Source organism: Desulfopila sp. IMCC35008 (genome assembly GCF_010646885.2).
Lineage (GTDB): Bacteria > Desulfobacterota > Desulfobulbia > Desulfobulbales > Desulfocapsaceae > Desulfopila.
In genome coordinates this window covers 5,955,209-5,976,443 of sequence record NZ_CP050700.1, presented here as the reverse complement: position 1 = coordinate 5,976,443, position 21,235 = coordinate 5,955,209, and the positions used below count along the sequence as shown (strand labels likewise).

Annotated in this window: 15 protein-coding genes; all 15 read right to left on the bottom strand. The window is 44.4% G+C overall.

Features of this window, described 5'->3' with window-relative positions:
* Positions 1 to 26: 26 nt before the first annotated feature.
* Complete coding sequence (locus GA520_RS25595) at positions 27 to 614, bottom strand: hypothetical protein (RefSeq protein WP_163336238.1); 588 nt, start codon at positions 612 to 614, stop codon at positions 27 to 29.
* A 112-nt stretch (positions 615 to 726) separates the two neighbouring features.
* Complete coding sequence (locus GA520_RS25590) at positions 727 to 2,160, bottom strand: hypothetical protein (protein WP_163336237.1); 1,434 nt, start codon at positions 2,158 to 2,160, stop codon at positions 727 to 729.
* A 417-nt stretch (positions 2,161 to 2,577) separates the two neighbouring features.
* Positions 2,578 to 2,886 (bottom strand): calcium-binding protein, encoded by a 309-nt coding sequence (locus GA520_RS25585; protein ID WP_163336522.1) that lies wholly within the window; start codon positions 2,884 to 2,886, stop codon positions 2,578 to 2,580.
* 27 nt (positions 2,887 to 2,913) lie between these two features.
* A complete protein-coding gene (locus GA520_RS25580; protein ID WP_163336236.1) occupies positions 2,914 to 3,720 on the bottom strand; it encodes a transposase in 807 nt (268 codons plus the stop codon).
* A 111-nt stretch (positions 3,721 to 3,831) separates the two neighbouring features.
* Positions 3,832 to 4,479, bottom strand: coding sequence for a hypothetical protein (locus GA520_RS25575; protein WP_163336235.1), 648 nt, complete (start codon positions 4,477 to 4,479; stop codon positions 3,832 to 3,834).
* Positions 4,476 to 5,081 carry a hypothetical protein gene (locus GA520_RS25570; protein ID WP_163336234.1) on the bottom strand — a complete coding sequence of 202 codons (606 nt, stop codon included), beginning with the start codon at positions 5,079 to 5,081 and terminating at the stop codon, positions 4,476 to 4,478. The genes GA520_RS25575 and GA520_RS25570 overlap by 4 nt, the downstream gene beginning before the upstream one ends.
* A 374-nt stretch (positions 5,082 to 5,455) precedes the next feature.
* Positions 5,456 to 6,658: a hypothetical protein gene (locus GA520_RS25565; RefSeq protein ID WP_163336233.1), complete on the bottom strand. Its 1,203-nt coding sequence runs from the start codon at positions 6,656 to 6,658 to the stop codon at positions 5,456 to 5,458.
* A 509-nt stretch (positions 6,659 to 7,167) separates the two neighbouring features.
* On the bottom strand, positions 7,168 to 8,076 hold the full coding sequence (locus GA520_RS25560; protein ID WP_163336232.1) for a calcium-binding protein: 909 nt from the start codon (positions 8,074 to 8,076) through the stop codon (positions 7,168 to 7,170).
* Between the two features lie 185 nt (positions 8,077 to 8,261).
* Entirely contained in the window at positions 8,262 to 9,323 is a 1,062-nt protein-coding gene (locus tag GA520_RS25555) for a hypothetical protein (protein ID WP_163336231.1), read from the bottom strand.
* A gap of 916 nt (positions 9,324 to 10,239) precedes the next feature.
* Entirely contained in the window at positions 10,240 to 10,689 is a 450-nt protein-coding gene (locus GA520_RS25550; protein ID WP_205749192.1) for a transposase, read from the bottom strand.
* Between the two features lie 73 nt (positions 10,690 to 10,762).
* Positions 10,763 to 11,785 (bottom strand): adhesin, encoded by a 1,023-nt coding sequence (locus GA520_RS25545; protein WP_163336230.1) that lies wholly within the window; start codon positions 11,783 to 11,785, stop codon positions 10,763 to 10,765.
* Between the two features lie 68 nt (positions 11,786 to 11,853).
* Positions 11,854 to 13,215 carry an HlyD family type I secretion periplasmic adaptor subunit gene (locus tag GA520_RS25540; protein ID WP_163336229.1) on the bottom strand — a complete coding sequence of 454 codons (1,362 nt, stop codon included), beginning with the start codon at positions 13,213 to 13,215 and terminating at the stop codon, positions 11,854 to 11,856.
* Positions 13,216 to 13,236: 21 nt separating this feature from the next.
* Positions 13,237 to 15,765 (bottom strand): peptidase domain-containing ABC transporter, encoded by a 2,529-nt coding sequence (locus GA520_RS25535; RefSeq protein ID WP_163336228.1) that lies wholly within the window; start codon positions 15,763 to 15,765, stop codon positions 13,237 to 13,239.
* A gap of 747 nt (positions 15,766 to 16,512) precedes the next feature.
* Positions 16,513 to 19,158 carry an ATP-binding protein gene (locus GA520_RS25530; protein WP_163336227.1) on the bottom strand — a complete coding sequence of 882 codons (2,646 nt, stop codon included), beginning with the start codon at positions 19,156 to 19,158 and terminating at the stop codon, positions 16,513 to 16,515.
* A gap of 243 nt (positions 19,159 to 19,401) precedes the next feature.
* On the bottom strand, positions 19,402 to 21,171 hold the full coding sequence (locus GA520_RS25525) for an acyl-CoA dehydrogenase (RefSeq protein ID WP_163336226.1): 1,770 nt from the start codon (positions 21,169 to 21,171) through the stop codon (positions 19,402 to 19,404).
* Positions 21,172 to 21,235: the final 64 nt, after the last annotated feature.

Below are 21,235 nucleotides of genomic sequence, written 5' to 3'. Positions count from 1 at the left end.
AGTCTCCTATATGTTAGCCAATAAATTTATTTCTTTTTGAATAACCACTTCTTTTTATCAGGGTGGGTGATGCAGATTATTCTATTTGATTGTTGGGTAAATATGGACGAAATCCCTCTTTCTAAATATGATTGGCTTCCTATCCTCTCTTTGCTAACCACAATTGTCTTCTTGCCTTTACTTACAGCTAAACCAATTTCGATAATATCACTCTCTAAAGCAAAATAACTTGAGGCGCTATCTGCCGACAAGATCAGCTCATCAAATTTGTTGCCTCGATATTTTGTTGCCGTGATATCAATAAGGTTAAAACGTCCGTGTCGGCGCTTACGCTTTTCTTCAAGAACCGCCAGTTCCCGCTGTTCTGTTTTATCACCTGTCTTTACGTCCACCACGACCCTACCAACCCAATAGCCGTCCGGCATCTCCTGAATCCACCTCACATCTAGAAACTCATCGCACATTGGAAGTTCTTGGCGTAATTCCGAAGAAACATCCTTCATTAATCCGATATTATTATTAAAAACAAGTTCCGCTGCTTCTCCGTCTGCCAACAACATTTGCGGGAACAGGAGGCCCAATAGCGCAACAACATTTATCAGGGATATTCTCATTGCGTAATCCTTCCTTGATTTAATTTTTCGTTTTGCTCAAATTCATAGCCAATAAAAACCTGATTTTTCGCCTAAACAGTAGCCTACGACATTGCAGTCCCTTTCAATTCTTCTAGATTTTCTGACATTTCTCACTCCTTTTCCTATTTATTGGAAACCCTAAATCTGTAATCGTAAATTGGTTGGACGTAGAGATCGGTATAGCCATCATCCGACATCTTATATACGGAAAATAGATATAATTCTTTTCGATCCGCAAGTTAGCATAGGCATGATAAGACCCACCCGATACTTGAAACTGAAAAGGCAAAGTTCCTGCCAAGATCTTCTCAGGAACCCCATCCCATGAATATTTTATTATTTTGAAGTTATTTGCTTTCTCTGTGAGCTCCTGACGCCCACCCCAGGCTATGAAATATACTCCGTCTTTCTCTGCTCGAAGGCAGCAATAATCATACGATTTCCTTTTTCTTGGATCTGCAAAATCAATATCAGTCTTTAGCAATTTTCGTCCACTATCATTGATAAAAACAATTTGAGGTTGTAGAGATTTATATTTCTTATCTCCTTCTTCCCAGCTAACTGCTCTCTCACTAAAATGCCCATACCCATCCATCTCAATACAGTCATACCAGTCCTTAACAGCATCCCCTCTGACTCTCGGTATATTCCTCTCACCACCTATCTTCTCTATAAGCTCAGGAACAACCCTTGTCTCTTTAATATCAAAAGGACCATGAATCTCTTTGGTAACAAGTTTCTTTTTCAAGTAAGGATTGGGAGTTGCTTTAAAACTCCCTCTATAAACCGAATTCGTTGGGTTATTATAACCTTCAACTTTTGGACGGCAGCTAAATGATCTATTCTGTCCCCAGCCACGACAATATCCTTCAGAGTTCACACCTGCATAACAATAGGTAAAGCTGTTATAGCGTGACTGATCTTCTCCGGTTTCAAGATCCTGAAATGAAAGTACATTCCAGCTTACTTTGGGGTTTTCACTATCCTCTACATTATAATGGGCAAAACCATATTTACTCTTACGCTCATCGGTCATTATGGCTGCAAAACAGCTTTCAGGATAGATGCCGTAGGAGCGAAGAAAGAGCTTGCTCTTGGCTGAATCATATTGATCACCTATGTATTCTTCATACGCTTCACAGTTCGGGTCACCCCGATGGGCAAGATAGAACCTGAAGTATTTCCCTTTTCCCTGTACTTTTTTCAGGTTAAATTTTCCCCAGGTGTGGTTGCTCTTTACCCAATCACTATCCATTTCAAGAAACTGAAATCGTCTCTTGCCAAGTCGTGCCATCACTTCTTCCGTCCCAAATAGTGGGCTGGCAGACTCTTGATAGTACCCATCCACAGCAATTGGCCCCGGAGAATCCAACCCGCCTCTTGCTTCACAGATTTCCTCAAGCTCTTCTGGCTTCAAGGAAAGCCCAACAAGAGTCTTGATATCAAAGAAGTTATAATAAAAAGTTGCGCCACAAAAGCCTAACAGGAGGCATGCCACAAGAATATATTTGAATCTATTCGTCATATCATCTTTTCTCCCATTAACCATGGTCCCAACACCACCAACATCATATATGGTTGGCAATATCGGGCATTTCACACCCATCCTGATAGATTTCTACGATGCCTCCCATCGAAATCTAAGGCGAGACCCTTACATATATCTTACACCTTGCTATAATTACCATTAAATACAAGTACTAATAGGCCAATCTGGAAGACTTGCCATTGAATCAAGACGAAATAGACTCTGTAACATCAGGTCCTCCAAAAAAATCAAACAAAAAAAACATTGTTAGTATAATCAGCAGGTAAAAAGAAATTTGAAATATTTTTCATCAGAACAGGCGTAACTTTAGCCAAGGGGTGTTCCGAAAGCCAAACACACCACCTGGACGTCAGGCATGTTGCGTCTCACTTTAATCCTCTCTGTACAATCTCATTATGAATTATATTCTATCAATCTCCCTTCACCATCCCCAAACAATCGGTCATACCCATCACCCCCTTCCAGGATGTCATTATCATCTCCTCCAAACAGCTCGTCATCACCGCCGGAACCAATGATATAATCGTTACCACCGCCACCGTGAAGTGCATCACCTGAAACAGGTTCACTGCTATACAGTGGTTTTCCCAGCCAACTTCTGAGCTGTCCCAGAATCAGGTCGTTTTCACTACCACCTTCTATCAAGTCGCCAGCCGAGAAACCAAACAGGAAATCTTGCCCAGCCCCACCCGAAATCTTCATGCCGGGGGCAACCGGGGTCGGGCCACGCTATCTAAATGTATTCACGTCACAAACATTCCAAATATAGCCGTTTTCATCCCCAATACTTCCTTTTTTGGCCTCAATATTGGCAGTATAGACTCCTGCTTCCTCTCGAAGCTGATATTTCCCATCCTTTTCAACCACTTTACGACCTTTTGCGCGTAACCCTAGTTTTTCCTTGATTGTTGCAACAAAAGCTTTACTCCCCACTGCTACGCTTTCACTCCAACCAGCCTCTCTGTAATTATTTCCAGAAGCCAGCAATTCGCTTACCAATCCTGCATGGGCAATTCGAAATGCTTCATAGGTTTTAAACCCGGTTAGTTCTACAAGCTTTTGGTGAGCAATAAGCACACACTTCCTCCGTGGTTTTTGGATCTCATTATAGCCACCAAAAGGCCACTCTGACGGATGAGATACGACACCAGCTCGCACCATATTCAAATCAATATACACAAGGCACCTGAACAAATGATGCTCCGATTCTATGACTGTTGCGTGATAACGATCTTCCCAAAAAGCTCCTTTACGAGTTTTTCTCACATTATATTCTTGCCCAGTTCTGCCAGCTACTAACTTGATCGATTGTGGTATGACGTCTCTTCCCTTCTCGTCAACCACAAGTAAATGTACATGATTTGAAGTAACAGTGTAATTCAGGATGACTAAGCCATAACGCTTTCTCGCCTGATAAAGCCATTGAGTCCATTTCCGGCGATCCATTACCAATTTCAATAGAAATTCGCCTTTGTGACACCTGTGGGTGAGGTGCCATATTTGACCTGGAAGATAATGTCTCTTTGCTCTTGCCATACAAAGTATTAACTATGGTATATTAAATAATCACGTTTTTGGCCTTTTAATTGGCTATATAGGCATAAATTTGGACATAAAACATGCCTACATTAACGCTCTTTCAACATGTTAGCGTGGCCCGACCCCGGTTACCTCGACCTTGAAAGTTGTTACCGAAGATATATCAGAGAAAAGACGGCTCATTGTCATCGCCAAATGCCCGCCTAAAGAATGGCCTACTACCGTATCAGGCTTTGTGCCACCATAAAGAGCACCATTTTCAATGGTCGTAATTATCTTTTCCTCAATCCAAGCGGGTTGGGTGATCTGATTGAGAATGTTCGTTTCTTCTTTATGATAATAGTATTGCTTGACATCACCTTGTTGGGAAGTTAGCCGCAGATACCAGTTGTACATATCAATAGCTTGATTGATAGCAATACCGTCAGCCCCGATATTGGCGATATCCTCTACTATATCTATTTCGCCTTCACCTGAACCATTTAAGAGTTTGGAGCCTTCAGTTCCACATATCGAAATATATCTTTCACCTGCATTCGGGCCGTCCAAACGCTCAAAAACAGTTCCGGAAAATCCTGTATCCGTGTTTGGACATTGAGCTATTACTTTCCAATGGTTGAGGAAGTCGGTTGCTTGGGTAAAACTGAAACCATAAGCCTGTAATGCGGCCAATGGAGAAATGTTAGGATTAGAAAAATCTGCATAAGCAGCTTCAGACAATTCTGCTTTCTGGTAAATATCTTGAATTGAATTCATTTATCTCCTCCAAGTTCGTAAATCATTTCTTTTATATTTCCTTCATCTTGATGGCTAACAGAGATACATTTTTCCGCATTCAACCAAAATTTCCAGCCAGACCATCCAGCTTTTCTTCTCTCTTGAGATGTCGAAAAGTCAACATATTGGGCCAAAACCTGATTTGTATTTATATCTATAAGCTTAGCTTCCAATCGCCATCTATTTAGAATAAAAGGACCATTATGTTTAAATACGTACTTCAATCGATTTGTTACATATTCTGTACTCGTGAAATTGTTCATATCACCTTCATGCTTTGATTGATTCAAAGTAATATTATTCACCAAGCTTTGTTTTTCTAATGTACTGATATTCTCAGCCTTCCATTCATCTACAGTCTTATAAACCCAGAAACCAGCCTGGGAGGAACAGTAATATTTATGTGTAGCAACAGTAGGTAACCAATCCCAGAAGAGGAGGTTATACATTACAAAGGCTGCGCCACCTCCCCAAAGCAACAGATTCCTTTTCCGTTTTTTTGCAAATACGATTGCGCAAACAACAGTTATAACTGAAATAAGAACATATAACACAAGCCCTGGGACTAAGATTAAACCCATTATGTAACCTCAATTATTTATAACGATTAATTATTCAAGCAAATCTCAATAGACTCACACTATGCCTCTGCATATCAAGATAGCATTCTGCTGCAAACTGGCTGAGCAAAAATCTCTTCAATACTTTCAATTCTTCTAAATTTTCGGACATTCTCTACTCCTTATTCCAATTTATTTGGAACCCTGAATCTGTAATCGTAAATTGGTTGTACAGAACCAAAACCGTTTATAAATTCTCCGGCATCAACTGTATATACTGAGAAATAGTAGTACTCTTCATCTATCCGCAGATCTGCATAGAAATGACGAGACCCACCAGACACTTCAAACTCAAAAGGCAAAGTTCCCGCTAAGATCTTCTCTGGAACCCCATCTCATGAATACTTTATTATTTTGAAGTTATTTGCTTTCTCTGTGAGCTCCTGACGTCCACCCCAGGCTATGAAATATACTCCGTCTTTCTCTGCTCGAAGGCAGCAATAATCATACGATTTCCTTTTTCTTGGATCTGCAAAATCAATATCAGTCTTTAGCAATTTTCGTCCACTATCATTGATAAAAACAATTTGAGGTTGTAGAGATTTATATTTCTTATCTCCTTCTTCCCAGCTAACTGATCTCTCACTAAAATACCCATACCCATCCATCTCAATACAGTCATACCAGTCCTTAACAGCATCCCCTCTGACTCTCGGTATATTCCTCTCACCACCTATTTTTTCTCTCAACTCAGGAACAACCCTTGTCTCTTCAATATCAAAAGGACCATGAATCTCTTTGGTAACAAGTTTCTTTTTCAGGTAAGGATTGGGAGTTGCTTTAAAACTCCCTCTATAAATCGAATTCGTAGGGTTATTATAGCCTTCAACTTTTGGACGGCAGCTAAATGATCTATTCTGTCCCCAACCACGGCAATAACCTTCTGAGTCCACACCTGCATAACAATAGGTAAAGCTGTTATAGCTGGACTGCTCCTCTCCGGTTTCCAGATCCTGAAATGAGAGGATATTCCAGGTTACCTTGGGGTTTTCGCTATCTTTTTTGTTATAATGTGCAAAACCATATTTACTTTTCCGCTCATCTGTTTTTATGGCTGCAACACAACTTTCAGGGTAGATACCGTAGGAGCGAAGAAAGAGGTTGCTCTTGGCTGAATCATATTGATCACCTATGTATTCTTCATACGCTTCACAGTTCGGGTCACCCCGATGGGCAAGATAGAACCTGAAGTATTTCCCTTCTCCCTGTACTTTTTTCAGGTTAAATTTTCCCCATGTATGATTGCTCTTTACCCAATCACTATCCATTTCAAGAAATTGGAATCGTCGCTTTCCCAGACGTGCCATGACTTCCTCGGTGCCAAACATTGGGCTGGCCGCCTCGTGGTAATACCCATCCACTGCAATCGGTCCGGGAGAAATGAACCCGCCTCTTGCTTCACAGATTTCCTCAAGCTCTTCTGGCTTCAAGGAAAGCCCAACAAGAGTCTTGATATCAAAGAAGTTGTAATAAAAAGTTGCGCCACAAAAGCCTAACAGGAGGCATGCCACAAGAATATTTTTAAATCTATTCGTCATATCATCTTTTCTCCCATTAACCATGGTCCCAACACCACCAACATCTTATATGGTTGGCAATATCCGCAATTTCACTCCCCTGCTGATAGACTCCTCCGATACCTCCTATCGGAACCTAAGGTAAGACTCTTACATATCTCTTACACTTTTCTATAATTACCATTAAATACAAGTACTAATAGGCCAACCTGGAAGACTTGCCATTGAATCAAATCGTAAATTGACCTGTAAATTCAGACCTTCCAACAAGATTAAATAGAAAAATATTCTTCGTATAATCAACAGCTAAGAAGATGGTTGAGATTTTTCTTCATAAGAAAAGGCATAACTTTTACCAGAAGGTACTCCGAAAGCCTCACCACTGCACTTGTATGCCAGGCGCAGCTTGGCTGGCTTGCAAAATTGTTCTCCCAACAATGAGCTCCTCACCCTTTTCAAATAACAACGCGGATGTAATCCATTGAGGACTACATCCGCGAGTATTTACGACTATCAGGTCAGAAACACGCTTACGCTGCCAGCAACTCTCGATTCACCTTATCCTCATTATCGGCCAAATGTGAGAGATCGCTGGAAACGCCAAGATCGCCATTGGCATCAAGGCCCAGGCCACTATTCTGGTTGTAGGAATCATACTCTGAACCACCTGTTGCACTGCTCAAGCCAAGTGCGGCTGCAGTATCACCAAGTACATTACTGGCCATGGCGGCTGCAGGGGCCGCCACAGGTTCATCCTGAACCATGGTATTGATCTGGGCTGCTGAGATACCATAGGCTCCGGACGGCTGGATATAGGCCACCTCGTTTTTTCCACCTTTAAACCAATCCTGGATGGTGACCATATTCTCGGAGCTACCGTCGATCTTCACCAACAGGTTGTCCCCGGATTTGAAATAGCTTAGCCTATCAGAGGTGATATCATCGGTGAACAGTAACCAGTCGGTTCCACCACCTGCATTGATGATGGTGTCACTGCCCGATCCGGGTCGGTACACATATTTATCGTTACCTGCACCAGCAGACATGATGTCGTTCCCCGCATCACCACCAAGCTGGTCGTTACCTGCACCACCCAACATGGTATCGTTGCCGGCTCCACCATCGAAATAGTCATCACCGTCACCGCCGAGTAACCAATCGTCACCATCAAAGGCAAAGAGCTGGTCATTCCCTCCCAATCCTTTCAGCAGATCCTTACCGTTGGTGCCTATTACCTGTTCTGCTGCTGCGGTCCCGGTGTTGACGGAATCAAAAGTACTTTCGGCTAGCACTTCCAAATCACCTCCTGTTGGAGGATCAGTGGTGGTAAAGAGATCATTAATCTGCGAAGCCGGGATTCCACCCTGGCCTGCAGGTTGGATAAAGTCGAGTTGGTACTCCACTCCCTTAAACCAATCCTTGACAGTTACCTGGGTCAATTCACTTCCATCGATACGGATGATGAGGTTATCTTCCGATTTAAGGTAACTAAGGCGGCCCTGGGTCAGGTCGTCGGTAAAGAGAAGTGAATCGGTGCCGCCACCGAGGTTATCAATGATGTCCGCTCCTGCACCTGGTCTTTATAATCACATCATTCCATAAATCACTGCTGTTTATTAATGGATTATCTCCACTCATATTTTCCATCTCCTATATGGGTCCAATACTTTTCAGTCAGAACATTGTCCATCCCTAGCAACTTGAGCTCCCTTGTAAAAAGAGCTCTCATTGTTCTTCTCCTTCTATCTAATGGAGAAATAGCCGCCCCATTAAACTCCTGCATATCTTCCTTACCAGGCAATCTGTAACCGCAATTTTCTTCTGTGATAAAACTAAGAAATCGTGCTATCGCTGAATCAATCGCAATAAAATAGAACTGCCGTGCCGTACTTTTCTCCTTCATACGTCCAAGCGGAGGCTGAATACCCTCCCGAGTATAGACAAATTCTCTTCGTACTTTCTCAAGATCCTTGAGATAAGACGATTCACATGAAAACTCCCCAGTCCATATGGTGGCCGGGATAGTATTATGTAAAAGGAGGATTACTGCCATTTCGCGCATGGCTTCAACTTTCGGTGTAGATTCTGCAAAAGAGATCATCTCAGGTGTCCTACTCCACTTATCCTTTAACTCATGTAACCATTTGAGAAGTTCCTGGTCACGTTTGATCAAGGCTGGCATTTTGATATAAATTCGACGACTATTCAGACTAATTTTCGTATATGCCAATATCGCGTAATGGGCATAAAAGTGGCCCATGCCTGCATAATTACGGAGGTAAGCTCTATACATCTGCCTGTCACCAAATTCCTTTGTTGCCATTATTTCAAGACAGTACCAAGCCAAATCGGTAAACCGGCTTGGCTTGGGTTGTAATTCGACCTGAAGATCAAGGGCATCTTTCATGCTAAGGTGTTCACCTTCAACTGTCAGAAAGACCTTCTCCGGATAGATTCGGTTTACAGCGTCCCTGCTCGCCGCCCGAATATGCTTTGAATAAGGATATATAAACCATTGTTGAGCCCAGTATGCTTTCTCTGCATCATCTTCAGGCAAATACTGAGTACCAACTTTATAGATAATGTGCTGAACCGACAATAAGGATGGTAAAAGATATAATTTATCTGGATGCCATTTCGTTGCACCGGCCCAACAGGTGTAGTAATTCAAAACTTGGCCTGCCACAAAATACTCCTTGGCAGTAAAATTAGCGTTATCCTCTCCCATCCAATGGCGACGTTGCTGGAAATAAAGGATAGAGTTTAAAAAAAGAATTAGCAGAAAAATTGGCAAATATACTTTGCCTATAACATTGAGGAAGCTCCCCCCCCTTTGGAATACAAACCCTTTTTGTATATTCCCAAAACCAAAGTAGTTGCAACAGGTTGTATAACACCAAGCTACTATCCGGAAACCATCCCGAATCACAACATACAGAATAACAGGTGCCATTGTATACAGAAGCAAAAAAAAACTGATCAGAAATAGAAAACCTATGCTTATTAAGGTGTGTATTGTCATCTCATGTAACCCCTACCGGACGCCCCCTATAACAATCTCATCTTTATCCTTTATGGTTAGATTAATTCCACCTAGTTCATTTAAACCTGAACAGATCAACGTAGTTATACGTCCTGACATATCCCCTGGGAAAAAGCAACTATCAAATCAGCAACTTACAGCAAAGACTCAAATAGAGAAGAATACAAAGATAATATTATCAAGCCCTCTATTACTTTTGGCCTCCTATTGTTTTTTTTGCTATCAAAACAATAAATTAGGGAAAGATCTCAATTTATTTTCGGAAACGAGCCATAACTTTCTCATATTCCCAGCTCGAAATCAATAAAGGCCCATGCAGATGTCAGGCTTTTTGTTTTGGTCTCCCGACTCTGCCAGGCGAAACCATGCGCCCTGTTGTCTTCCTGATCTCCCATTTAAAATGTTCACTGCCCAAGGCATAGTTTCCATTTGTCGCGCTTCTCAGTTCGTCGCCAAATTCACACTCAAGATCGATTCGGATTAATCGCTGGTAGGCTGAGACTTTTTCTGCAAGAGTGGAACCCAGCTGGTCGTATTCCTTGTGGGAGATAATTGTTGCTCAAGTCTCACCCTGACCGTTTATCCCATAACTTGACCATGGATACTCACCAGGATCGGTAGCCAGACCAGCCCGTACCGGATGAGTCTCGATATACCGACAACAGTCTAAAAGATATTTTTGGGGTTCGACAATGCATGATTTATAACGTCCCTCCCAAAGAGTACCACTTCTGTTGTATTTACGATTGAAGAACTGTACATACCTCTGACCAAGACGTTTCATCAATATGCTGATACTGTCTTCATCCTGGGGGGTGGCCAGGAAGTGGACATGATTAGGCATCAGCACATACGCATGGATATTGCTTTTTGAAAGATGACTATACTCCCGGAGCCATTCCAGAAATGCTATATAATCCTCTTTAGCAGAAAAACAGTGTTGTTGGTTGTTTCCTCTCTGAACTATATGCATAGGTATGCCTGGAACAACAATACGTGGTCGTCTCACTATCCCTCCCTACATGCGTATCAACACGTTCTCTTTTATTTGTAATTTTCATTTGATATACCAAGCACCTTTCTCATTCCACTTCCATCCACTTCCCTATCTCATACCGAAACGGGTAGGGAATATCACCATCCTGAACATTCAGATCCGGAAGGCCTCCGGCGTTACTCAGATCGGTAAAATCACACAAAAGAGAGTTTGTTGGTCTCAGTCTCTTCCTGATGGAGACCGGGCCCGCCCAAAAAATATATTGCTCATTATATTCCGCCTCACTGCCTGCTGATTGTGGTGCCATAACGAGATCTCCGCTCAAACTATTGATAGCCATAACCTCTAAAGCCGTTTTAGCTCTTAAGATCTCATTATTGGCGACAAACCAATCAACACGGGTGCGAATGGTACCAAACACATCTACCGTCACATACACATCTACCTCCGCCTCTGAGGGCGGGACAATATTCACCCCACTCAAGAAAAAGTAGGTTTGTAGTAATCCAGAGAGATATTGCAGATCATCCGAGGAAATTTCTTCTGAGTTCTGATAGGCTCCCAGTCCTTTATACTCCACCCCTACCTGCACTTCACTTCCACTGCCTTTTTGTTGTATTTGCTTCTGATCCGGCGATGGAAGCAGGGTTGTGGTCATTGATTTTCCAGAAGTACTCGACAGAGAAGATACGGTGCTTTGATTAGAAGGGATAATGGCGTCCTGAATCGTTTCCGTCAATGTACTCGAGGAATCTTTGGTACTTGATGAAGATGTTGTTGTTTGTGTGTATTGCGGATAGGAATATGATTCAACCACTGGGGGACTATGGATATAGTCGCCCCGAAGTTGTGACACGAATGACAATCTGCCGCCTATAAGGTTACCATTGCCGGTATCACCAATTGCGTTGACAAAAAGGTTCACCTTTTTCCCCTTGATAGCAGAAATATCAATCTGTTTGATGGTAGCACGCGTGGTCGCAGCAACCAGTTCCTGCTCCACAGCAAAGCGCTTCCCGCCGCCATGACCGGGTATACCTGTTAAAGATCCACAGCCTGTCAATGTCATCAAATACGTAAAAATGAGTACATATAATCCCCTGATCATCCTTCCCCCATGAAGTCAACAAATTATGTTATATGGTGATATGAAATTCTTTTTAATTAAGCGCGCCATTACGGCTCACGCAGACTCTCATCGAATGCCCGAATAATCGGATAAAGAAAATACGAGATGACTGAGCGCGTACCAACCTTAATCTCCGCCCGAACCCTCATTCCCGGCATCAACCGAAAACCATCTGGAACATTCCGCAATTCATTTGAAAGCAAGCGAACTCGAGCCCGATAAAATGCACTGGGCGAACTTTCTGCTCCTTCAGCATCTTTAATCTCCTGCTGGCCCCGGAACTCAAAAGAATCCTCGCTGATAACCCGCACCTCACCTGGCAACGTATCATGACGTTGAAATGGAAATGCGTCCAATTTGACCCGAACCGAATCACCGGTACGGATACGCGCGATATCCTTGGGCTGAACATTCACCTCAACCTCGATTGTACTGTTCGCCGGCACGAGGGTGATAAGCGGTTCTGCCTGTTGGATGATTGATCCAACAGATCGCTCCGCCACATGAAGGACAATCCCATCCTGTGGCGCTCTTAAAGAGACTAATTCATGGAGTCTTTCTGCCTTGTGAATCTCCTCGATTATTTTGTCCAGCTCCGTCCGGATCTGGACTTCCTGTTCCATCAACTCGCCGGAACGCTCCTCAACAAATCGCTGCCATTCTGATTTAGCCTGCTTCAACTCATGAGAGATTACTTCTTCTTCCGCCGCCAGACGTTTACTCTCATTGGCGGCCTGATGTCTGTTTTTCTGGGCATCCAGGAGTCGCAGACGGTAATCAGAGCCAGTTTGCGGCAGCTTTGCTGTGGTTCCTTCTACATCTCGCAAGAGTTTAAGTTGTTGGTCCAGGCCTTCACGTTGCACCTTGTTCAAGGTGAGTCGCGATTCAAGACCCGCAACTTTTTCATTATTGAGTTGTTTGTTCCTGTCAAATATAACTTCCCGTTGCTGAAAGAGTTGCTCCTGCAATCGCCCATCATCACCCTCTGCGGGCTTGGCTTTAAAGCTATTGTGCTCAAGCTCTGCCCTGATCCGCCGCACTTGCGTATCAAGTGTGAGACGACGCTTCTCCAATTGGCTCAGATCAGCACTGGCAAATGTAGAATCTAATGTCGCCAGAATCTGTCCTTTCTCAACCAGATCGCCAACCCGTACCTCTATGGAGCGCACCGCAGCAGTATTCAAGGGCTGAACGGTTATAGTCGGGGAGGTAGTTATAAGACTGCCTTCTGTCACCACGATACGGTCAACTTTAAAAATAACAGCTCCGACCACAACGGCAACGAGTGAAAAGAGAATCACATACAAAACCCAACGTATCGCACCCGGAACAGGGCGTTCTTCAATCTCCACCGCATCGGGTTGAAATTCGAGTACATCCTTTTGATTGTCTACTTTCTTTTTTTTCATTCTGTCGCCAGCCACAATCGATTAATTGAGCTCCATCTGCTGCTGCCAGAGGGTCTTGTACAATTCACATGATTCTAATAAATCAGTATGGTTGCCATAACCAACCACCTCACCACCTTGCAAAACGAGGATATTGTCAGCCCCACATATCATCGACAATCGGTGTGAGACCATGAGGACTGTGCGTCCTTTTGCAATTTCGGCCAGATTGTCCCTCACAATCCGTTCACTTTCCGGGTCTAGTGAGCTGGTCGCCTCATCCAGGATCATGATTTCAGGTGATGTCAATAATGCACGTGCTATTGCCAACCGCTGCCGCTGACCACCAGAGAGATTGCTTGCCCCTTCCTCCAGTAAGGTGTCATAGCCTTGTGGGAGGTTGACCACAAATTCATCTGCTCCGGCCAGGATAGCCGCCTCAATAATCTGCTGTCTGGTTGCCCCCGCCTGTCCAGCCCTAATATTGTCTGCTACACTGGCCCTGAAGAGAAAGCTCTCCTGCAATACCACACCAAGGTTGCGACGAAGGTGTGCAGTATCCAGCTCATTGAGGTAGCAATTATTTATCCGTATCGTCCCGGTACTTGGGAAATACGCCTTTTGAAGCATACGGGTAAGAGTGGTTTTTCCCGAACCACTGGGACCGACTATTCCCAAAGTAGTTCCAGCAGGAATAGTAAGGGTAATCTCTTTTAAAACATCGGGAAGATCCGGCCCATATCGAAACCGCACCCTATCCAGGACAATATCACCGCGCAACGACGGTCGGGCGCCGTGACGATCTGCTCCCCACTCTGTTTTTGCATTCATCACAACCCCAAGTTTCTCAACAGAGAGTGCCGCCTCCTGGTATTGATGAATCAACCCGACCAAGCGTACCAGGGGGCTGGTAACACGACCCGCCAACATCTGAAAAGCGATCAACGCGCCCACAGACATCGCCCCACTGAAAACCTGACTGGCCCCAATCCAGATCAGGGTAATGGTCATCAATCGCTCTAAAAACTGTGTCAGGGATTTTGCCGTTATCGAAATCTTGCCAACCCGAAACTGCATACTGATTGCACGGGCGACCTTTTCTTCCCACTGATTGCGTAACAATGGCTCGATAGCCATTGCTTTTACTGTCGGCATACCGTTTATAGTCTCAACAAGCATTGCCTGCCGATTTCCTTCCGCATCATAAAGGGCATTCAGCCGTCTTTTAAAAGGAGAGATCAACAAAAGAATAACTGCTGCAATCATGAGCGTGAAAACAAGAACCAAGCCGGTGAGTTTAAAGCTGTAAAAAAAAAGAAATGGTAGAAAGACAAAAAGTGAGGTTGCTTCCAGCATTGTCAGGAAGACACTACCAGTTAGAAAACCTCTAATATTGGCAGTCTGCTGCATGTGTTTGGTCAACACTCCTGCAGTAACCCTCTCAAAAAAATCGAGAGGGAGATTCAACATATGTCGAAACGTTCTGCCGGTCACACGAAGATCGATTTTGTTCGTGGCGTGAAGCAAGATAAAATCACGGAGAAAATCGAGACAGGCGTTAACTAGAAGCATAAACGTCATGCCAATCCCGAGTACGTGCAGGGTTGTAAAAGCCTGGTTCACCAACACCTTATCAATAACAATCTGGAAGAAAATCGGAGTGATGAGAGCAATGGCATTAATAAAGAGGACCGCCAGGGCAATATCGATAAATGCTACTTTTTGCTTGAGTATCTCCGGGATAAACCATCGTAAGCTAAACGGCTGTGTTTCATCCGTCAGTTTATAGATCCTCTTAAAAACATAAAGGTCTCCACTCCAAAGAGCCTCGAACTCATGTCGACTCAATCTCAGGTGACCTCCGTTGGCGCCCTGCAGTGGATCATAAACCGCAAGTGAGGCCTCCTCTGCAGAAGCTCCTCCTCCGACAGCGCCCACAACCACAACATGCCGCCCACTCTTAAGTTTAGCTATTGCAGGATAAGCCTTACCAAGATCGATGAGTTTTTCCCAATCAAGAAAAAGAAACCGACCCTTCAACCCGGCATCCTTACCCATTCTAAGCAAGGTATCCTTAGGAATCTCCTTTTTCCCTAAATTATAATCGTGACTGAGCCGCTCTTTCGTCAGCTCAAGTTTATGTTCCCTTGCTACGAGGGAAAAACAGATCAGGGCTGTATTCACCTGCTCAAGCCATAATATTCCGCCGGTCCACTTTTCCAGAAAATGAGATGGTGAAACTTCCTCTGCATGTAACTCACCATCATCATCTGCCAATTGAATTGCCACACGTTGAGGCAGTTCCTCAGCACCAGCTATGCTCGTCAATATTCCCAGTTCGCCGGTTTTATACTCTACCAAAACAGGTAATTTTGGTACAACCTCCTTCCAGATATCTCCTTGAGGGCTATTAAATTTTGTCTGAATACCTAGTGAACGACTGGCCTGAATAACTTCCTGCAAAACTTCTTTACGATCTAACGGACCAACTGCCCTTAAATGGTTTTTCAGTTCAGTAGCACTTTCAGCACGGTCAAGCGACCTCAGAAGATATGTGAAGCATGCTAACATTTCTGCCTGACAAGACAGAAGTTTGTCATCAGACAGAGAAATAGGAGTATTCATTTATATCGTCAGGTAAAATTGATCAGTTGCAACGCTTAAACCAGATCGTCATCATAAACCTGGAAAACCTTCTCCAAAATTCAGATAGTACCAACAGGATGTTACTTATCTATTACATAGATAAAACTTTCAACACAATAATGATCAATATTTTTATGTTTTTACATGACATACATGACACATCACTCCATTACATTGTAAGCATGCTGCCTTTACTAGCAAAATCGCATAAGCTTACTTGAACAACAGGAATTCACTGCCAAATATCGAAACTCGACCACATCTCATTCACAGAAATTGAGGACTTAGCCATGGGATTTTTACGGTATCAATCCCGTTAAAGTAGACAATGAATTATTGAAAGGAGAACACGTTATAAAAGGGAAGTAACTTTTCTCGTTACACTGCTGCCAGCAATTGTTCCTAAACTTTTATACATGCAGCAGAGCTTCTGTGTTAATGGTATACACTAGTGGAAGGCTTATATGACATAACTGCAGATCATTTCGATGATATTAGTTTCTCTGTTTTCTTTTTTTGTGAGTTACTAATACCGGCCGACTGGCACTTTTAACCTTGAGATGAGTATGGAAGTAATTCCTGATAAATAGAACGAAACCATATTTTCGCCCCATGCTATTTTTTAGTCATCGGCAAGGGACACTGAACGGCCTGCAAGAAGATGTTGCCTACTCAACACACCTCATCGAGAACCTCACGAACCTTCCTGGACAATGTCTGCAGGTCAAAAGGCTTCTGGATAAACCCGTTGCATCCTTCGCCGATAAGGGATGCCGCCCTGCCGTCCGCGCTGTATCCCGAACTGAGCAGCACCCTGACGTCAGGATCTATCTCCCGTAACCGATGGAAGGTCTCCTCCCCGCTCATACCGGGCATAATCATGTCCAGTACCACCAGACATATCTCGCCCTTGTGCTCTTCGAAGATCCGAAGCGCCTCACCGCCGTTACTTGCGGTGTAAACGGTGTACCCGAGTTGGCTGAGCAACCCTTCCGATACATCAAGCACCATCTGTTCGTCATCGACCAGCAACAGCCTCCCTTCACCGGTGATCAGACGCTCATCTGCTTCCGCTTCCTCTTCAATATGAACCATTCTGGCCGGTAAGTGGATCTGGAAAGAGGCACCTTCCCCCTCTTCCGAAACCACATAGATAGAACCTTTATGATTCTTGATGATACCGTAGGCTGAGGCCAATCCCAGCCCAGTTCCCCGTCCCCGCTCCTTGGTTGAGAAAAACGGTTCGAAGATGTGTTCTTTAACCTCCCTGTTAATCCCGTTGCCCGTATCCGTCACCGTTATCCTCACGTAAGGCCCCCCACGCACAGAGAGGATTTCCCCCTCACTCTCGTCAACAACGACATTTTCCGTTTTTACGGTTATGGTGCCGTTGCCGGACATGGCCTGCCAGGAGTTAATGTAGAGATTAAGGAGGACCTGCTCAATCTGGCTTCGGTCTACCTCCAACGCCCACACATCCGGCTCTAACCGGGTGAGCATTTGCAATTCTTTTCTTGTGCGCCCGAACATCTGCGAGGAATTGCTGATCAACCGGTTGATATCTGTTGGTTTAAGGTCATATGTGCCGGATCTGGCAAACCCCAGCAACTGTTTCGTAAGATTGGAGGCACTCCGAACATATTCCTCAATACCCTCGAGGTGTTCCCGCACGGGCACACTTGATGTTGTATCGGTCAAAGCAAGGGATGCCCGCCCCTGAATGCCCATCAGCAGGTTATTGAAATCGTGCGCGATACCTCCAGCCAGGGTACCTATGGATTCCATTCGCTGGGCATTGCGTATCTGCTCTTCAAGCTGATTTTTCTCACTCATGTCCATCAGCAAACCGCGGATTCCGACAACCTTGCCGTCACGAATAGTCGGTACCGAACGGGCTATCAGGGGGAACTCCTCACCGTTACCGCGCACCCCGATGTATTCCTGAAGCCCGAGTGTCTTCCCATCCATAAATTGTTTGAAGCGCTGATCCAGACGTTCATGCTCTTTTGCCGCGAAAAGACTGTAGAACTTGAAACCCCGCTCCACTTCTCCCTCTTCGATCTGGAATTGCTCCTTACCGCTTTTATTGATAAAGACCAATTCCCTGTCTATATTGACTTCAAAAATTGTTTCCGGCAAAAGCTCCGTAATCTCCCTGAATCGCTCCTCACTCCTTCTCACGGATTCGTCCGCCAGACGGAGTTTTACGAAATTATAGCTGAGAACAACAATGACCAATACAAGACAAAATACTACGATTCCAAACTTTTGGATCAACTCCCTGTTCTGCTCCAGAAAGGATACAGGTAGATTCAGAACCATCGAGTTTTCTGGAACTCTATCTGCATCTATGCCAAATCGTGCCATCACGACGTGATCGAAAATATATTGATTGGGGCTCTCACGTATCACGGGGATATCACCAGGTGCCTCCCCCTTCAGAGTACGCAGGAGAAGACCCGCCGCAGTCTCCCCTTGAGTATAACCGTGTGTCAACCTGCCGCCGATTATTCCATGACCAAGATGAAAATCCCAGAAACTGTACATCGGCCTGTTCGCTGTCATGGTGATACTATCCGCCCCCTCCTCCAGTGAAAATTTCTGTCCTGCAGAATCGGTGGTAAAACTCAGATAGACCAAAACACTGTCTTCCGGCAATTCGGCAGTGACAGATTTCATTTCCTCCATAGTCCTGTTTTCCAGGAATTTAACCTCCAGCCGGCCCTGAAATTGCTTCATGGCATCCAGCAGCGACTTCTTGTTGCTCCTGCCGGTTACCGTATCGTCCACAACACCATACACTGTCTTAATATGCGGTTCGATACGCAGTGCGGCTTCCAGGGTTTCTACGAAGCTCAGGGCCTCTATCACCCCGGTAAACCATGGGTTGCCCTCAATCATTTCAGGCCTGAAACCATTTACCCCGCAAAAGACTATCGGAGTCTCCGGAAATATTTCCTGATGATGCGACAACAGGAACCGAAAGGCGTGATCATCGGAGGAGACGATGCCTGTAAAATCAATATTTTTATATTTATGGCTTAAAAGACGAGCGAGGTTTTCAAGGTGAGTATCATCAAACACCCTTTTGGTGTCCATATACTCATAATGAATTTCAACCGGTTCTTCGCTCCGGCTCATCCCAGCCTCAATGCCCTCTGTAATGGAATCAGTCCAGCCGAGCCCCTTGTGGTAGGAGTGCAATACCAGGACTTTCCTGTTATGTTCGGCAGAAACCGGACTGGCTGCAAGTAAAGCTGCACATACTGCGGTGAGCATGAACAGCCGGAAAATATAATGTTGAAATTCCTTGCCCATTAATGAATACTCCTCCACGGTTTGGAACAGAGAGCTTATATCTCATAAAATCAACCTCTTTTCACACATTTCAATTCTATATCAAGCATGGATATCTTTCCAGAATATAAAATAAAAAGTAGCCGGACGAAGAAGAAAACAGGTCATGGTGGATGAGGGAGTCTACTCCATCTATTGAGCACAGCGAGGACAACCGTCCAACCCGGCCCTGAATTGTTCACAGGCCGGATCGGAAAAAAGAAATTATGGATTCATCTCGTACTGATCCTTCATGCACTGCACATAGGTCTCCCAGATATACTCATGCCGTTTCCTATCGACAACCGGGCGCTTAACCATTCGCTTGCATATTTTCTGTTGCAGAAAAGTCGCACTGCCCTTGGTGTAGAGTTGCAGAGCAAACTTCGAGAAATCCCGGACCATAACCTCGAAAATCTGATCGATCACCTGCTCGTCTATATTGAGCAGTTTTGCGTTTTCGAGAATAAGCTGGCCATAAACCACCAGGGTAAACAGCTCGCCAATATTCAGCAGTAAATCGAAATCCTTGGCCTGTTCTTTATTCGGCTTACCAAAAACGAGCAACATCTTGAGCAACCTGATTTGTTTGCGGAAAACAACCACATTGGGCAGAGTGCTCGACCGATAGACCTGCTGATAATCATGGAAACGGGTTTTACCGAGTCCTTTGGTCGCCCCCTGCCTGAACAGAAAATCGTCGTTAATACCGGTATCCATTATCGGTGGATCATTATATTTGCCAGGTTTGAAAAAGTAGTTCGCCATAAACTTGATGATTAGCGCCATATTCACATGGACCGTTCCCTCAAGTTTTGGTAATGCCCTGATATCCCTGACAGCCATCTCAAAATACATATCTTTTTCAAAACCCTTGGCTGCAATCACGTCCCAGAGAGCATTCATGACTTCTTCTCCCTGGGTGGTCACCTTCATCTTCACCATAGGTGTAAAAAGTAAGTAACGCCGATCTTCAGGACCAGCTGAGCGCATATAGTCGACTGCCCGCCGAGCGAAAAGCTTCATCGCGGCAAGTCGGGCATACGCATCTATAAACAGTTGGCGCACATGGACAAAATCTGTCACATAATGATCAAACAGGTAGCGGCTGGAGGCATGGTTGAGTGCCTCGTAGTAGGCATGGGTACAGATACCAATCGATGCCCAGCCAAGATTGAATTTTCCCACATTAATCGTATTCAGGGCCATATCCCAGGCATCACGACCTTTAGCCAGGATATGTTTCTCTTCGATTGGGTAATCGTTGAGTTTATACTCCGCCACATAGTTCTGCGAGTTGATCACATTCTTGACCAGCTCGTACTGCGGGTGTTGCGATTCAGCAACGAAAAAAACATACTCGCCTGAATCTTCAAACTTGCCAAAGGTCGAAACATAGGCCGCTTCATTAGCATTGCCGATATAGTACTTGCTGCCGTTAGCCACATAAGTGCCGTCGTCCTGGCGCACGAGGTCCATATCGCTGGCATAGATATCGGCACCATGTTCTTTCTCGGAAAGACCGAAAGCAAAAATCTCCCCTTCCTGCAACAGTTCTGCAGTTTTTTGTTTCACCTCTTCGTTGTCGCTCATCCAGATCGGCCCCAGCCCCAGGATGGTGACCTGCCAGGTATACCAGTAACTAAGACCGTAAAAACCCAGTACCTCGTTTATGGCGCAATTCCTGAATGTATCCCAACGACAAGGTCCGTTCCCATATTTTTCCGGTGTCAGGAAGGTGGCGAAGAGGCCTTCATTTTTCGAGAATTCGAGAAAGTCAGCATACCAGACCCGGTCATGATCATCTTCGAGTAATTTTTCTTTTCCCTTGTTCTCAAAAAAGCCAATAGTCTTTTTCACCAGCTCCCGTGACTCTGAATCCAACCTGTCATAGGAAACCGTTTTGGGGTTGAGAAGAAGCTCACGAGTCGCTTCCTGAACGCTTTTCTTACCGGTTGACACAGATGCTGTTTGATCACCACTGTTTAGTAGCATAGCCACCTCCATTTCTGTAATGCCATTTGTTAACAGCTGTTAACTTACGGGGCAAATTTTTTTT